Consider the following 12,485-nt stretch of genomic DNA (forward strand, 5'->3'; position numbering starts at 1 on the left):
TCTCAGAACAGTTCCAGCAGACGCTTCAGATAACCGCGTTCGTTTTCAGCGCGTTGCTGTTCACCTGCGCGGCGACGGATTTCGTCCAGCAGATCCTGCGCGCGACGGTAGACATCCTGCCCCTGTGCCATGTTGCGGTCAGACCCGATCGCGCGGCCGGTGTCGCCGGTTTCACGGCCCAGCGGATCGCGCGACCGGCCGGGTTGCGCGTTGCCGCCCGGTTGCTGTTCGCCCTGATCCGCGCGGCGTGCCGCGCGGGCGGCCTCGTCCAGCGCGCGCATGCCCTGTCGCAGCCCGTCCATCGCCTCGGCCTGTCGGTCCAGTGCGCCCGACAGATCACCCTCGCGCAGTGCGCGCTCGGCCTCGTCCATCGAGCGTTCGGCTTCGTTCAGCGACTGGCGGCCCTCTTGCCCCTTCTCGCTGCCCTCGCCGGGAAGCTGGCGGTTGCCCAGCCCATCCAGCCGTTCACGCAATTCGCGCTGACGTTCGGCCAGACTGCCGCCTTCGCTCTGGCTGCCTTCGCCCTCATCACCCTGCTGCAACTGGCGGAAGGATTCGTCCGACAGATCCTGTTGGTCGCGCAGCGTTTCCTGAAGCGCACCCATGCCGGGCACCGAAAAGCCATCGTCGCCCCCGCCCCCTTCGGTGATCTGCAAGTTTTCCAGCAACTGCTGCAACATTGCCATGGCCTGCGCGGCTTCGGCCATCTTGCCTTCCTCGATCAGGCGCTGGATTTCATCCATCATTTCCTGAATCTGGTTGCCGGTGATCTGCATGCGCTCCTGATTTTCGGCCTGCTGGCCATCCGGGTTGCGCTGGGCACGTTCGGCCAGCATGCGCACATAATCCTGCGTCGCCGCGCGCAGTTCTTCCATCAATTCCTGAATCTCGGCCGGATCGGCGCCGTTGCGGATCGCCTCATTCAGCCGGTCCTGCGCCCGTTCCAGCCGGGCACGGGCCGAGGCCAGATCACCTTCCTCGACCAGAAGTGCAATTTCCCAAAGCTCTTTCGCCAGTTCGTCGCGCAATTCCGGTGTCAGCGAAGCGGCATTTGCATCCAGCTTGACCATGGCCGTTTTCAGCCGCTCGAAAGTCTTTTCATCGCGGATCAGGCCCTCGGGCTGATGGGTCATGGCGCGGAAGATCTGTGCCGTACGGGGGGCATTCGTGCGGTTCCACAGCAGATCGCGCCGCATTTCGATGATGGCGGCGGCCAGCGGGTCGAAGAAGCGTTTGCCGGGCAGCACCATCGACAGTGGCTTGGTCTGGCCGGTCTGGCCGCGCGCATCGGTGACTGCAAGCCGCACCTGCACCGGCATATTTGCGAAGGGATGTTCCGAGATGTCCTCGACCAGCGCATCCTCGAATGCGGCGCGGTTGCCACTGATCGGCAGCGGCAGGTCCAGCGTCAGGGGCGCACGCGGCTCTGGCTCTGTCGCAAGGCCATAGCGGCGGTCTACCTGCGGCAGATCCAGCGTGGCGCTGACGTTGCCGGACGCGATGCCGTAATCATCCTCTGCCGCGAAGGGCAGGCGCATCTTGCCGTCGCGTTCCCGTGTGACCGTGCCGGTGACCTTCACGGACGGTGCGGTATCGGGGCGCACTGCCACTTTCCATTCGCGCCCGCCCCGCCCACTGATGGCAATGGCGCCACTTTGCATCACCTCAAAGCTTTGCGCCGGGTCCGAGGCGGCATCGGGCCGGGTGCTGCCCGACACGGTTTCATCCAGCGTCAGCGCGCCGATATCGCCATAGAGCCGGATCTGCACCTTGCTGCCCTGCGGCAGGTCCAGTGGCCCGGCCGGGACATCGTTCAGGTAAAGCGCAGGCTTTCCGGTATAAAGCGGCGGCTGGGCCCAGCCCTCCCACGAGGGGCCGGCCATCATCGCCTCGGCGGCACCGGGGGCGAGGCCGGACACGCTGGCCACCCGCCAGATCGACCCGAACAGCAGCGCCATCACCATGGCGGTCAGCGCCATGTAGCGCAGCCCGAAGGGGTCACGTTCGGCCAGCCGCAGATCGGGGCGCACAGGGCGAGCGGTGGCAGCGCGGGCGGCCATGCGGGCGCGATGCGCCTGCCAGACCGCGACCGAAGCCGGATCAGTGCCGCCCACCGCCTGTTCGTCGGTCAGCGCCGAAATCGGCTGTCCGGGCAGGGAGGCATCCAGCCGCGCCAGCGCCTCGGCCCGTCGGGGGGCGTGAAAGCGGCGCAGCCCGCGCCACAGCGCCCAACCGGCACCAAGACAGGCAGCAACAAGCCCGGTCCAGGCCGCTTCCAGCGGCAAAATATCCTGAAGCCCGAAGGTCAGCGCCGCCAGAACCAGCAGCGCAACAGTCCACAACGGCCAGAAGGCGCGTGACAGGCGTTCGGCCCAAAGCCCCGCCCACGTCAGCCGAAGCGGCCAACGGATACGGTGGAACAGCTCGGGCGCGGGTTTCGCCTGCATTGCCTCCGTCACGGTTTGGGCTGCGAAGTCACAGCCAGGATGGCAGCTTATCGCGGCTCAGCATATCGTCATAGCTCGGGCGTTCCCGGATGACAGCGAAGTGATCGTCGCGCACCAGCACCTCGGGCACAAGGGGGCGCGAGTTGTATTCGTTGGCCATGACCGCGCCATAGGCCCCGGCCGAGCGGAAGGCCACCAGATCGCCTTCTGCCAGCAGCGGAAGATCGCGCGCCTTGGCGAAAGTGTCGCCGGTTTCGCAGATCGGCCCTACGATATCGAAAGGTTGGGTCGGCGTGGCGGGGGCAGGTTCGGCCACCGCGACAATATCATGGTGCGCGCCATACATCGCAGGGCGGACCAGATCATTCATCGCAGCGTCAAGGATCAGGAAATCGCGGCCCTCGCCGTGTTTCACATAGATCACCTGCGACACCAGAACGCCGGAATTGCCGGAAATCAGCCGTCCGGGTTCAATCTCGATCTCGCAGCCCAGATGGCCCAGCTTTTCCTTGATCAGCGCGCCGTAATCCAGAGGCAGCGGCGGCGCCTCGTTCGAGCGGGTATAGGGGATGCCCAGCCCCCCGCCCAGATCGAGGCGGCGGATCGTGTGCCCGTCAGCCCGCAGCGCGGCAGTCAGGTCGGCCACCTTGTCAAATGCCTGCCCGAAGGGGTCAAGCTCGGTCAGTTGGCTGCCGATATGGACGTCGATGCCTACGATCTCCAGCCCCGGCAGACGGGCGATTTCGGCATAGACTTCGCGTGCGCGGGCGATCGGGATGCCGAACTTGTTTTCGCTTTTGCCGGTGGCGATCTTTTCGTGGGTTTTGGCATCCACATCCGGGTTCACCCGCACGGTGACCGGCGCGCGCAGGCCCATCGAGGCCGCGACCTCGGACAGCGCCCGCATCTCGGGTTCGCTTTCAAGGTTGAACTGGCGGATGCCGCCTTCCAGCGCGAGTCGCATTTCCGCGCGCGTCTTGCCGACGCCCGAGAACACGATGCGGTCGCCGGGAACCCCTGCGGCCTTCGCCCGCAGATATTCACCGATGGAAACCACATCCATCCCCGCGCCCAGATCGCCCAGCAGCTTCAGCACAGCGACATTGGACAAGGATTTGATGGCAAAGCAGACCATGTTTGGCAGCGGGTCCAGTGCCTGTTTGAAAAGCTGGTAATGCCGGGTCAGCGTGGCGGCGGAATAGCAGTAGAACGGCGTGCCGACCGTGGCTGCGATTTCGGTCAGCGGCACATCCTCGGCGTGCAGGGTTCCGTTACGATAGATGAAGTGATCCAAGCGCGCCTCCTGAAACGGTCGTCCCGGCTATATCAGAACCCGCCAGCTTCGCAATCAACGGTCACCGCACCGGCGCGGTGCGGAGGAACAGGTACAGCGGCAGCCCGCAGCCGGGGCCAAGCAGAAAGGTCACCGGCAGGGTGATCAGCGCCAGCCAGTTACGACGCACCCATGTTTCCGCAATCGCCCAGAGGCCGAGCGCGATAGCGGTGATCAACGTCTCGGACGGGCCGGAGAACCGCGCCACTGCGGCGGGCAGGCCATGGGCCAGAAGGAGCGACAGCGGATGCAGCGCCCCCGCCAGCGCCAGTGCCAGATAGAGAAGCCGCAGCGCCGACATCAGAGGCCAATCCCGATTCCGATGCCGCCGATGCGGGTGCCGATCCTTGCGCCATGCGGTGTGACGCCGACCCGTGCCGCGCCGATGCGGGTGCTGACCGATGGTGTGACTGCCACGCCCGCAGGCGTGGCATGGACGTTCACATTGGTCTGCGGCTCTGCCACCGGGGCGGCGCAGGCGGCCAGCACGATCAGACCGGCAAGCGCCTCCAGCCGGATCATGGGTTTTCGTAGGTCATGCCGACCCGCGCATCGCCGGAAATGGTGACCCCGGTTTGCGCCTCCGGAGTGCGCGGCGGGCCATCAGCACCGCACCCCGCCAGAAGCGCGGCTAGCGCCAGCCCGATCAACCCTTTGCCTGCATTCGTCATTTTCGTCTCCATGACTTTCCGCCGCCTGTCGCGGCACATGGGCCGCAGGCAATCAGGCGGCGAGCGTCAGCGCAACAGCCCCTGCCATCGCGCGATCTGTTCGCGCACCTGAACCGGCGATGTTCCGCCATATGACTGCCGGGAGTTCACGGAATTCTCGACGCCCAGCACCGAATATACACTTTGGTTTATGCCGCCGTGAACGGATTGCATCTCTGCCATGGTCAGTTCGGGCAGATCGCAGCCCTTCTTCTCGGCCATGGCGACCAGCGTGCCGGTCACATGATGCGCTTCGCGGAACGGAAGACCCAGTTCGCGGACCAGCCAGTCGGCCAGATCGGTCGCGGTAGAGAAGCCCGAGGCGGCGGCGGCACGCAGGTTTTCGGTCATCGCCTGCATGTCGCTGACCATGCCGGTCATCGCAGCCAGACCCAGCATCAGCGTGTCTGCGGCGTCAAACACCTGTTCCTTGTCTTCCTGCATGTCCTTGGAATAGGTCAGCGGCAGGCCCTTCATCACGGTGAACAGCGCCACTGTTGCGCCAAGGATACGCCCGAGTTTCGCGCGCAGCAGTTCCGCCGCGTCGGGGTTCTTCTTCTGCGGCATGATGGACGAGCCGGTCGTCCACTTGTCCGACAGCTTCACGAAACGGAACTGGGCCGAGGACCAGATCACCAGCTCTTCAGCAAAGCGGCTCAGGTGCATGGCGCAGATCGCCGAGGCCGACAGGAACTCCAGCGCGAAGTCGCGGTCGCTGACCGAGTCGAGGCTGTTGGCCGTCGGCCGGTCAAAGCCCAAGGCGGCCGCCGTGGCATGGCGGTCGATGGGGAAGGAGGTTCCGGCCAGCGCGGCCGCGCCCAGCGGGCATTCGTTCATCCGCCGCCGCGCATCTTCAAAGCGCGAGCGGTCACGCGCCAGCATTTCCACATAGGCCAGCATGTGATGCCCCCAGGTCACCGGCTGCGCGGTTTGCAGATGGGTGAAGCCCGGCATGATCCAGACGGCGCCTGCTTCCGCCTGCGACAGGAAGGCTTTCATCAGCGCGGTCAGCCCGGCAATCGCCGCATCGCACTGGTCGCGGACCCACAGCCGGAAATCGACGGCCACCTGATCGTTGCGCGACCGCGCCGTGTGCAGCCGCTTGCCGGCCTCGCCCACGATTTCGGTCAGGCGGGCCTCGACCGACATGTGGATGTCCTCATGTTCGACCTTGAAGGTGAAATTTCCGGCTTCGATCTCTGACAAGACCGTGAGCAGCCCTTCCCGGATCGCCTCGGCGTCTTTATCCGTAAGAATGCCCTGCGCCGCCAGCATCGCGGCATGGGCGCGCGAACCGGCAATGTCCTGGCCGTAAAGCCGCTGGTCGAACCCGATGGAGGCGTTGATCGCCTGCATGATGGCATCCGGCCCGCTGCTGAAGCGACCGCCCCACATGGCATTCGCCGTATCCGGGGCGTTTGCGGCGGTCTGGGTCTTGTCGTCTGCGCTCATTCTGGGCCTGCCTTTGTGGAGGGAAAATGCTGCCTGTCCGTGCCGCCGTCCTTTATACGGCCTTGCTGTTCGGTGCAAACCCGGCTGCGGCTGACCTCGCCGCCGCCGATGCCCTGCGCGACGGCGACATGAAAAAGCTGAACTTCGCCGAGGCGCAGGAACTGCCCGAAATCGGGTTGGTCGGGCTGGATGACAGCCCGCGTGCGCTGTCCGAGTTTCGCGGCAAGTGGACTGTGGTGAACTTCTGGGCCACCTGGTGCCCGCCTTGCCGACATGAAATGCCCTCGCTTGGCGCGTTGCAACAGGCGCTGGGCGGGCCGGAGTTCGAGGTGGTGACCGTCGCCACCGGCCGCAATGCCGTGCCCGCCATCGAGGAGTTTTTCGAGGAGGCGGGCGTCACTCATCTGACCGCGCTGCGCGATCCGAAATCGGCGCTGGCCCGCAATGTCGGTATCGCGGGCCTGCCCGTGACGCTGATCCTAAACCCCGAGGGCGCAGAGGTCGGCCGCCTGATCGGTGATGCCGACTGGAACAGCGCCGAGGCGCGCGCCGTGCTTGAGGCGCTGATGCGCTGAGGCTTCAGCGCGCCAGTGCGCTGTGGCAGGGACAGGTGACCATATGGTCGTTGACCATACCCGTCGCCTGCATGAAGGCGTAAACGATGGTTGGTCCGCAGAACTTGAAGCCCTCGGCCTTCAGCGCCTTCGACATGGCCCGCGATTCGGGCGTTTCGGTTGGCACCTCCGCCATGCTGGTGAAACGGTTGACGATGGGGCTGCCGCCGACGAAGCGCCAAAGGAAGGGCGAAAACCCCTCGCGTTCCTCGATCCGCAGAAAGGCACGGGCACCCGCGATGGTGCCTTCGATCTTGCCGCGATGGCGCACGATACCCGGATCGGCCAGAAGGCGCTGCACCTCCGTCTCGCCCCATCCTGCGATGATCTCGGGGTGAAAGCCTTCAAAGGCTGCGCGGAAGGTGTCACGTTTGCGCAGGATGGTGATCCAGCTCAGCCCCGCCTGAAATCCATCAAGGATCAGCTTTTCGAACAAGGCGCGACCGTCGTGTTCGGGCACGCCCCATTCCGTATCGTGATAAGCGACATACAGCGGCTCGGTGCCGCACCAGGTGCATCTGCCTTCCATGGAAAACCCCGCAAAATTAGAACTAAATGTGAACCTTCACCCGGTCTTTACCTTTGGCCGCGCAATCTGCCAAGCGGGAAGCAAGCAGGGGGACGGCCATGGCGATCCGGCAGACAGGCGGTGCGGTGGATGCGGGGCCTTTGTCCGACCCGCTCAGCTTTGCCATTTCCGAACAGGATCGACAGACCATCGCCATGGTGGAACAGGCCTTGCGTGACGGGCGTGTCCGGTTGGCCTTTCAACCCGTCGTGCTGGCCGCGGATCCGCAACGCATCGCCTTTCACGAAGGGCTGATCCGTGTTCTGGATCCGGGCGGCCGCGTGATCCCGGCACGCGATTTCATGGGGGCGGTCGAAGGGCGGGATCTGGGACGCCAGATCGACTGTGCCGCGCTTGATCTGGGGCTGCGCACGCTGGCCCGCCATACTGACATCCGCCTGTCAGTGAATATGTCGGCGCGATCCATCGGTTATCCGCGCTGGATGCGCGTTTTGAAGCGCGGCTTGCAACACTCCCCCACCATAGGGGAGCGGCTGATCCTCGAAATCACCGAAAGCTCGGCCATTCTTGTGCCGGAAATCGTGACGGCCTTCATGGACGACCTGCAACGGGAAGGCATTGCCTTCGCACTGGATGATTTCGGGGCGGGCTATACCGCCTTCCGCCATTTCAAGGAATTCTTTTTCGACGTGCTGAAGATCGACGGGCAATTCATCCGCAACATCCATGCGGACCGCGACAATCAGGCGCTGACCCGCGCGCTGATCTCCATCGCGCGGCAGTTCGAGATGTTCACCGTGGCCGAGGCGGTGGAAACACTGGAGGAGGCGCGATTTCTGCAATCTGTGGGCATCGACTGCATGCAAGGCTACTTGTTCGGCGCGCCGACGCTGAAACCCGTTTTCATGGCTGCGGATCGCAAACATGCGTGAGGGCTGCGACGAATCGCCAAAGTTTCGGCACTTGCGCGCAATCTTCTTGCTCCGGGCCGGAAACTTGCTTACCCCATGCTGCAAGGCGGCAGAGGAGCCCCTCCGCCGCATCGGCCAAGGGAGAGGACTACAGCCATGACGAATGTCGTTATCGTTTCCGCCGGGCGGACTGCCGTAGGCAGCTTCAACGGGTCTTTTGCCAATACGCCGGCACATGAGCTGGGCGCTGCGGTGATCGAGGCTGTTGTGGCCCGCGCCGGGATCGACAAATCCGAAGTTTCCGAAACCATTCTGGGCCAGGTGCTGACCGCCGGTCAGGGCCAGAATCCGGCCCGTCAGGCGCATATCCTTGCCGGTCTGCCGCAGGAAAGCTCGGCCTGGAGCCTCAATCAGGTCTGCGGCTCGGGTCTGCGCGCTGTTGCGCTGGGGGCGCAGCATGTGCAGCTTGGCGATGCCAGCATCGTTGTTGCGGGCGGTCAGGAAAGCATGTCGCTGTCGCCTCATGTCGCGCATCTGCGCGCAGGTCACAAGATGGGCGACATGAAGTTCATCGATTCGATGATCAAAGACGGGCTGTGGGATGCCTTCAATGGCTATCACATGGGTCAGACGGCCGAGAATGTTGCGAACCAGTGGCAGATCAGCCGCGACATGCAGGACGAATTTGCGCTGGCCAGCCAGAACAAGGCCGAGGCAGCACAGAAGGCCGGCCGTTTCAAGGACGAGATCATCCCCTTCACCATCAAGGGCCGCAAGGGCGATACTGTGGTGGATGCCGACGAATATATCCGCCATGGCGCCACCATGGAGGCGATGCAGAAGCTGAAGCCGGCTTTCGTCAAGGATGGCTCTGTCACGGCTGCGAATGCCTCGGGTATCAATGACGGTGCGGCGGCAGTGCTGCTGATGTCGGCCGACGAGGCGGCGAAACGCGGGCTGAAACCGCTGGCACGCATTGCTTCCTACGCGACGGCGGGTCTGGACCCGGCGATCATGGGGGTCGGTCCGATCTATGCCAGCCGCAAGGCGCTGGAAAAGGCGGGCTGGAAGGCCACCGATCTTGATCTGGTCGAGGCCAACGAGGCTTTCGCGGCGCAGGCCTGTGCGGTGAACAAGGACATGGGCTGGGATCCGTCGATCGTGAATGTGAACGGTGGCGCCATTGCCATTGGTCATCCGATCGGTGCCTCCGGCTGCCGCATCCTGAACACCCTGCTGTTCGAGATGCAGCGCCGCGATGCCAAGAAGGGCCTTGCGACGCTGTGCATCGGCGGCGGCATGGGCGTGGCCATGTGCCTCGAGCGCGCCTGATCCTTTTATTCCTGTGGCAATACCGGCGGCGCACTGGAGACAGTGCGCCGTTTGTTTTTCTTCATGCGAAATTTTGCTGCGAATGCAAAAAAACTTTCGCAACATTGTTGCGAAGCGGTGCGCTGTCCGGTAGCAAGATTCCAAGCAGACATTTCAAGGAGGAATCATGTCGAAAGTTGCTCTGGTCACCGGGGGGTCGCGCGGCATCGGTGCGGCGATTTCTGTCGCGCTCAAGAATGCGGGCTATTCTGTCGCGGCGAACTATGCCGGCAATGATGACGCCGCTGCGGCTTTCACCAAGGAAACCGGCATTCCTACCTACAAATGGTCGGTTGCCGACTATGACGCCTGCGCCGCAGGGATCGCCAAGGTGGAGACGGATCTGGGTCCGGTGTCGGTTCTGGTGAACAACGCAGGGATCACCCGTGATGCGATGTTCCACAAGATGACCCGCGCGCAATGGCAGGAGGTGATGGATACCAACCTCACCGGCCTGTTCAACATGACCCATCCGCTGTGGTCGGGCATGCGTGACCGCAAGTTTGGCCGCGTGATCAACATCTCCTCGATCAACGGTCAGAAGGGGCAGGCCGGTCAGGCCAACTATTCGGCCGCCAAGGCTGGCGATCTGGGCTTTACCAAGGCACTGGCACAGGAAGGCGCGCGCGCCGGCATCACCGTGAATGCGATCTGCCCCGGATATATCGGCACCGAGATGGTGCGTGCCATTGATGAAAAAGTCCTGAACGAGCGTATCATCCCGCAGATTCCGGTTGGCCGTTTGGGCGAACCCGAGGAAATCGCGCGCTGTGTGGTCTTCCTTGCTGCCGATGACGCAGGCTTTATCACCGGCGCGACGATCAGCGCCAATGGTGGCCAGTTCTTCGTCTGAGCGAACTGCGACAAAGCCGAAAAGGCCCGCTTGCGCGGGCCTTTTTCTTTGCCTAGACCTTCGACCGGGCGCAAAAATCTTCGGAAGATTTTTGCAAATTTCTTGCAAGAATTTTGCGGGGGCGGATGACGCAGGGCAGGGCAACAGCCATCGGGTTCAGTGCAGTGCTGCTTTGGGCATTGCTGGCTCTTTTCACCATCGGCTCGTCCCCGGTGCCGCCGTTTCAATTGAACGCGATCTGTTTCGCCATTGGTGGCGGGCTGGGATTGGCCCGCGTGCTCGCCAGCGGCGAAGGCGCGGTTCTGCGCCGGGTGCCGTGGTATGTTTATGCCTTCGGGACGATAGGGCTTTTTGGCTACCATGCGCTTTATTTCACCGCCTTCCGCATCGCACCTTCGGCGGAAACCGGGCTGATCGCCTACCTCTGGCCGTTGTTCATCGTTCTGCTGTCGGGCTTGCTGCCGGGCGAGAGGTTGCAGGCCGGGCATATCCTCGGCGCGCTGATCGCCTTCGCCGGGGCGGCGCTGATCGTGCTGGGGCGCGACGGCGGGCAGGCCAATGCGGCCGGGCTGGTCCTTGCCTTCGGCTGTGCGATCACATGGGCAGTCTATTCGGTGGCCTCGCGCGCGCTGGGGCAGGTGCCGACGGCGGCGGTGGCGGTCTATTGCCTGGCGACCGCAGCGCTTTCCGCCATCGTGCATCTTCTGATCGAACCGACGCTCTGGCCCGAAACCGCGACCGGCTGGCTTTCCGTGCTGGCGCTGGGGCTTGGCCCGGTGGGGCTTGCCTTCTTCACCTGGGACATCGGCATGAAAAAAGGCGACATCCAACTGCTTGGTGTCGCCTCTTATGCTGCGCCGCTCCTCTCCACGCTGGCGCTGGTGGTTGCCGGTATCGCGTCCCCATCGCTGGCACTGCTTGTCTCGGCGGTTCTGATCACCGGGGGGGCTGCGCTGGCCGCGCGGTCAAGACCGGCGCGGCCTAGCGCGAAGCGCGGTCAGGCGTGAGACAGCCGCTCGATTTCTTCCTTGATCTTCAGCTTCTGCTTCTTCAGCGCCGCGATTTCGAGATCGTCACTTCCGGGGGCACGCTGCGCCCGTTCAACCATTTCCGACAGGTGTTCGTGCTTTTTCCTCAGCTCGACAATATGCGAAGCGACGGTCATCAAAGCCTCCTGTAATGTGTTCGACAGGGTGATTGCAGCACGGATTCATCCGCTTGTCATCAAAATGTCACCGCTGCATCGCAGCAATTTCGGGCAATTAGCCGAACTGCGCCGAAAGGTCGCCGCCCATGCGCAGGATTTCGTTCGCGGCGGGGGTATAGCTTTCCCGGTCGCCTTCATGTGACGCGCCGTGATGGATGACGAAGGGGGCCAGCAACCGGAAGGGGGTGCGCCCCCCCTTGCGTGCACGCAGAATCACCCGTCGCGCGGCCCTGCCTTCGCGGGGGGCCAAGGGCAGCACACTGGCCGATCCCAGCGTGCCGAGGGCTGACAGAAGATCGGGCAGGGCATCGGCGCCGGCAATCATCGTCAACCAGCCACCGGGACGCAGGCGACGCGCCGCAACAGCAAGCCAGTCGCCAAGCGGAACCGCCTCGACCTGCATGGCCAAGGCGCGACTGGCCACGGGTGAAGGGGTGCCGCCTGGCGGGTAGTAGGGCGGGTTGCAGATCACATGGTCGAAATCACGGCGCAGATCGCGGGGCATGTTGCGCAGATCGCCCTCCGCAACATCCAGCGCGATGCCGTTGCGGGTGGCGTTGCGGCGGGCGAGGTCGGCGTAATCGGGCTGAAGTTCCAACCCTGCGAGGCGCAGGCCGGGCACACGCCAGCCAAGGCACAGCGCGGCTGCCCCGGCGCCGCAACCCAGATCCAGCACGCTCTGCCCCGCCTCTGCCGGACAGGCGGACGCCAGCAACACCGGATCCGTTGCCGCGCGATACCCTTTCAGCGGCTGCCACAAATGCAGCTTTCCGCACAGAAACTTGTCATCGCTCAGTTCGGCGTCAGAAAACATCAGCGCCCCGCATCTATGTCATTGTCGCGCAGGATGGCTTGCGCGATGAAAAGGTCACGGTCCGCAACCATCAGCCGCTGCGGCAGAATGCCAAGGCTTCCGTCAAGGATGCTCATGTGGACGTCGAGCGGAAACACCGCTATACCCTCGCCCTCAAGAAGGGTCGTGGCGAAGGCGATGACAGTCAGGTCTGTGCTGCGCAGGATTTCCTTCATGGTGCAGCAATGTCGGCAAAAGTCGCAGT

General features: G+C 63.9%; 15 protein-coding genes. 5 read left to right on the forward strand and 10 right to left on the reverse strand.

Annotated features, from left to right (window positions below; all coding sequences use genetic code 11):
- Positions 1 to 2: 2 nt before the first annotated feature.
- The 6 genes from D2N39_RS06115 to argH all read right to left on the reverse strand — a co-directional run bounded on the left by D2N39_RS06115 (position 3) and on the right by argH (position 5,942).
- Positions 3 to 2,447, reverse strand: coding sequence for a DUF4175 domain-containing protein (locus tag D2N39_RS06115; RefSeq protein WP_119133851.1), 2,445 nt, complete (start codon positions 2,445 to 2,447; stop codon positions 3 to 5).
- A gap of 28 nt (positions 2,448 to 2,475) precedes the next feature.
- Positions 2,476 to 3,741, reverse strand: coding sequence for a diaminopimelate decarboxylase (gene lysA / locus D2N39_RS06120; protein WP_119133852.1), 1,266 nt, complete (start codon positions 3,739 to 3,741; stop codon positions 2,476 to 2,478).
- 61 nt (positions 3,742 to 3,802) lie between these two features.
- Positions 3,803 to 4,081, reverse strand: a complete 279-nt coding sequence (locus D2N39_RS06125) for a DUF2834 domain-containing protein (protein WP_119133853.1) — start codon at positions 4,079 to 4,081, stop codon at positions 3,803 to 3,805.
- On the reverse strand, positions 4,081 to 4,302 hold the full coding sequence (locus tag D2N39_RS06130; protein ID WP_119133854.1) for a hypothetical protein: 222 nt from the start codon (positions 4,300 to 4,302) through the stop codon (positions 4,081 to 4,083). Before D2N39_RS06130 ends, D2N39_RS06125 begins: the two co-directional genes overlap by 1 nt.
- The gene (locus D2N39_RS06135) at positions 4,299 to 4,451 is read right to left on the reverse strand and encodes an argininosuccinate lyase (RefSeq protein ID WP_119133984.1); all 153 of its coding nucleotides are present in this window, start codon (positions 4,449 to 4,451) and stop codon (positions 4,299 to 4,301) included. The genes D2N39_RS06130 and D2N39_RS06135 overlap by 4 nt, the downstream gene beginning before the upstream one ends.
- Before the next feature lie 66 nt (positions 4,452 to 4,517).
- Positions 4,518 to 5,942, reverse strand: a complete 1,425-nt coding sequence (gene argH / locus D2N39_RS06140) for an argininosuccinate lyase (RefSeq protein WP_119133855.1) — start codon at positions 5,940 to 5,942, stop codon at positions 4,518 to 4,520.
- Between the two features lie 26 nt (positions 5,943 to 5,968).
- Here argH and D2N39_RS06145 point away from each other — a divergent pair, with 26 nt between their 5' ends.
- Entirely contained in the window at positions 5,969 to 6,517 is a 549-nt protein-coding gene (locus tag D2N39_RS06145; protein ID WP_119133856.1) for a TlpA family protein disulfide reductase, read from the forward strand.
- A gap of 4 nt (positions 6,518 to 6,521) precedes the next feature.
- Here D2N39_RS06145 and D2N39_RS06150 read toward each other — a convergent pair whose 3' ends face one another.
- Positions 6,522 to 7,085 (reverse strand): DNA-3-methyladenine glycosylase I, encoded by a 564-nt coding sequence (locus D2N39_RS06150; RefSeq protein WP_119133857.1) that lies wholly within the window; start codon positions 7,083 to 7,085, stop codon positions 6,522 to 6,524.
- Positions 7,086 to 7,183: 98 nt separating this feature from the next.
- Here D2N39_RS06150 and D2N39_RS06155 point away from each other — a divergent pair, with 98 nt between their 5' ends.
- The 4 genes from D2N39_RS06155 to yddG all read left to right on the forward strand — a co-directional run bounded on the left by D2N39_RS06155 (position 7,184) and on the right by yddG (position 11,227).
- A complete protein-coding gene (locus D2N39_RS06155; protein ID WP_119133858.1) occupies positions 7,184 to 8,017 on the forward strand; it encodes an EAL domain-containing protein in 834 nt (277 codons plus the stop codon).
- A gap of 135 nt (positions 8,018 to 8,152) precedes the next feature.
- Positions 8,153 to 9,328, forward strand: a complete 1,176-nt coding sequence (locus D2N39_RS06160; protein WP_119133859.1) for an acetyl-CoA C-acetyltransferase — start codon at positions 8,153 to 8,155, stop codon at positions 9,326 to 9,328.
- 166 nt (positions 9,329 to 9,494) lie between these two features.
- Positions 9,495 to 10,220, forward strand: coding sequence for an acetoacetyl-CoA reductase (gene phbB, locus D2N39_RS06165; RefSeq protein WP_119133860.1), 726 nt, complete (start codon positions 9,495 to 9,497; stop codon positions 10,218 to 10,220).
- 125 nt (positions 10,221 to 10,345) lie between these two features.
- Complete coding sequence (gene yddG / locus D2N39_RS06170) at positions 10,346 to 11,227, forward strand: aromatic amino acid exporter YddG (RefSeq protein ID WP_119133861.1); 882 nt, start codon at positions 10,346 to 10,348, stop codon at positions 11,225 to 11,227.
- Here the strand turns inward: yddG and D2N39_RS06175 are convergent.
- The 3 genes from D2N39_RS06175 to D2N39_RS06185 all read right to left on the reverse strand — a co-directional run bounded on the left by D2N39_RS06175 (position 11,218) and on the right by D2N39_RS06185 (position 12,456).
- The gene (locus D2N39_RS06175; RefSeq protein WP_119133862.1) at positions 11,218 to 11,385 is read right to left on the reverse strand and encodes a YdcH family protein; all 168 of its coding nucleotides are present in this window, start codon (positions 11,383 to 11,385) and stop codon (positions 11,218 to 11,220) included. The genes yddG and D2N39_RS06175 overlap by 10 nt on opposite strands.
- Positions 11,386 to 11,482: 97 nt before the next feature.
- Complete coding sequence (locus D2N39_RS06180; protein ID WP_119133863.1) at positions 11,483 to 12,241, reverse strand: tRNA1(Val) (adenine(37)-N6)-methyltransferase; 759 nt, start codon at positions 12,239 to 12,241, stop codon at positions 11,483 to 11,485.
- Positions 12,241 to 12,456, reverse strand: a complete 216-nt coding sequence (locus tag D2N39_RS06185; RefSeq protein ID WP_119133864.1) for a putative signal transducing protein — start codon at positions 12,454 to 12,456, stop codon at positions 12,241 to 12,243. Before D2N39_RS06185 ends, D2N39_RS06180 begins: the two co-directional genes overlap by 1 nt.
- Positions 12,457 to 12,485: the final 29 nt, after the last annotated feature.

This window comes from Gemmobacter lutimaris, from assembly GCF_003570715.1.
In the GTDB taxonomy this organism is placed as follows: domain Bacteria; phylum Pseudomonadota; class Alphaproteobacteria; order Rhodobacterales; family Rhodobacteraceae; genus Gemmobacter; species Gemmobacter lutimaris.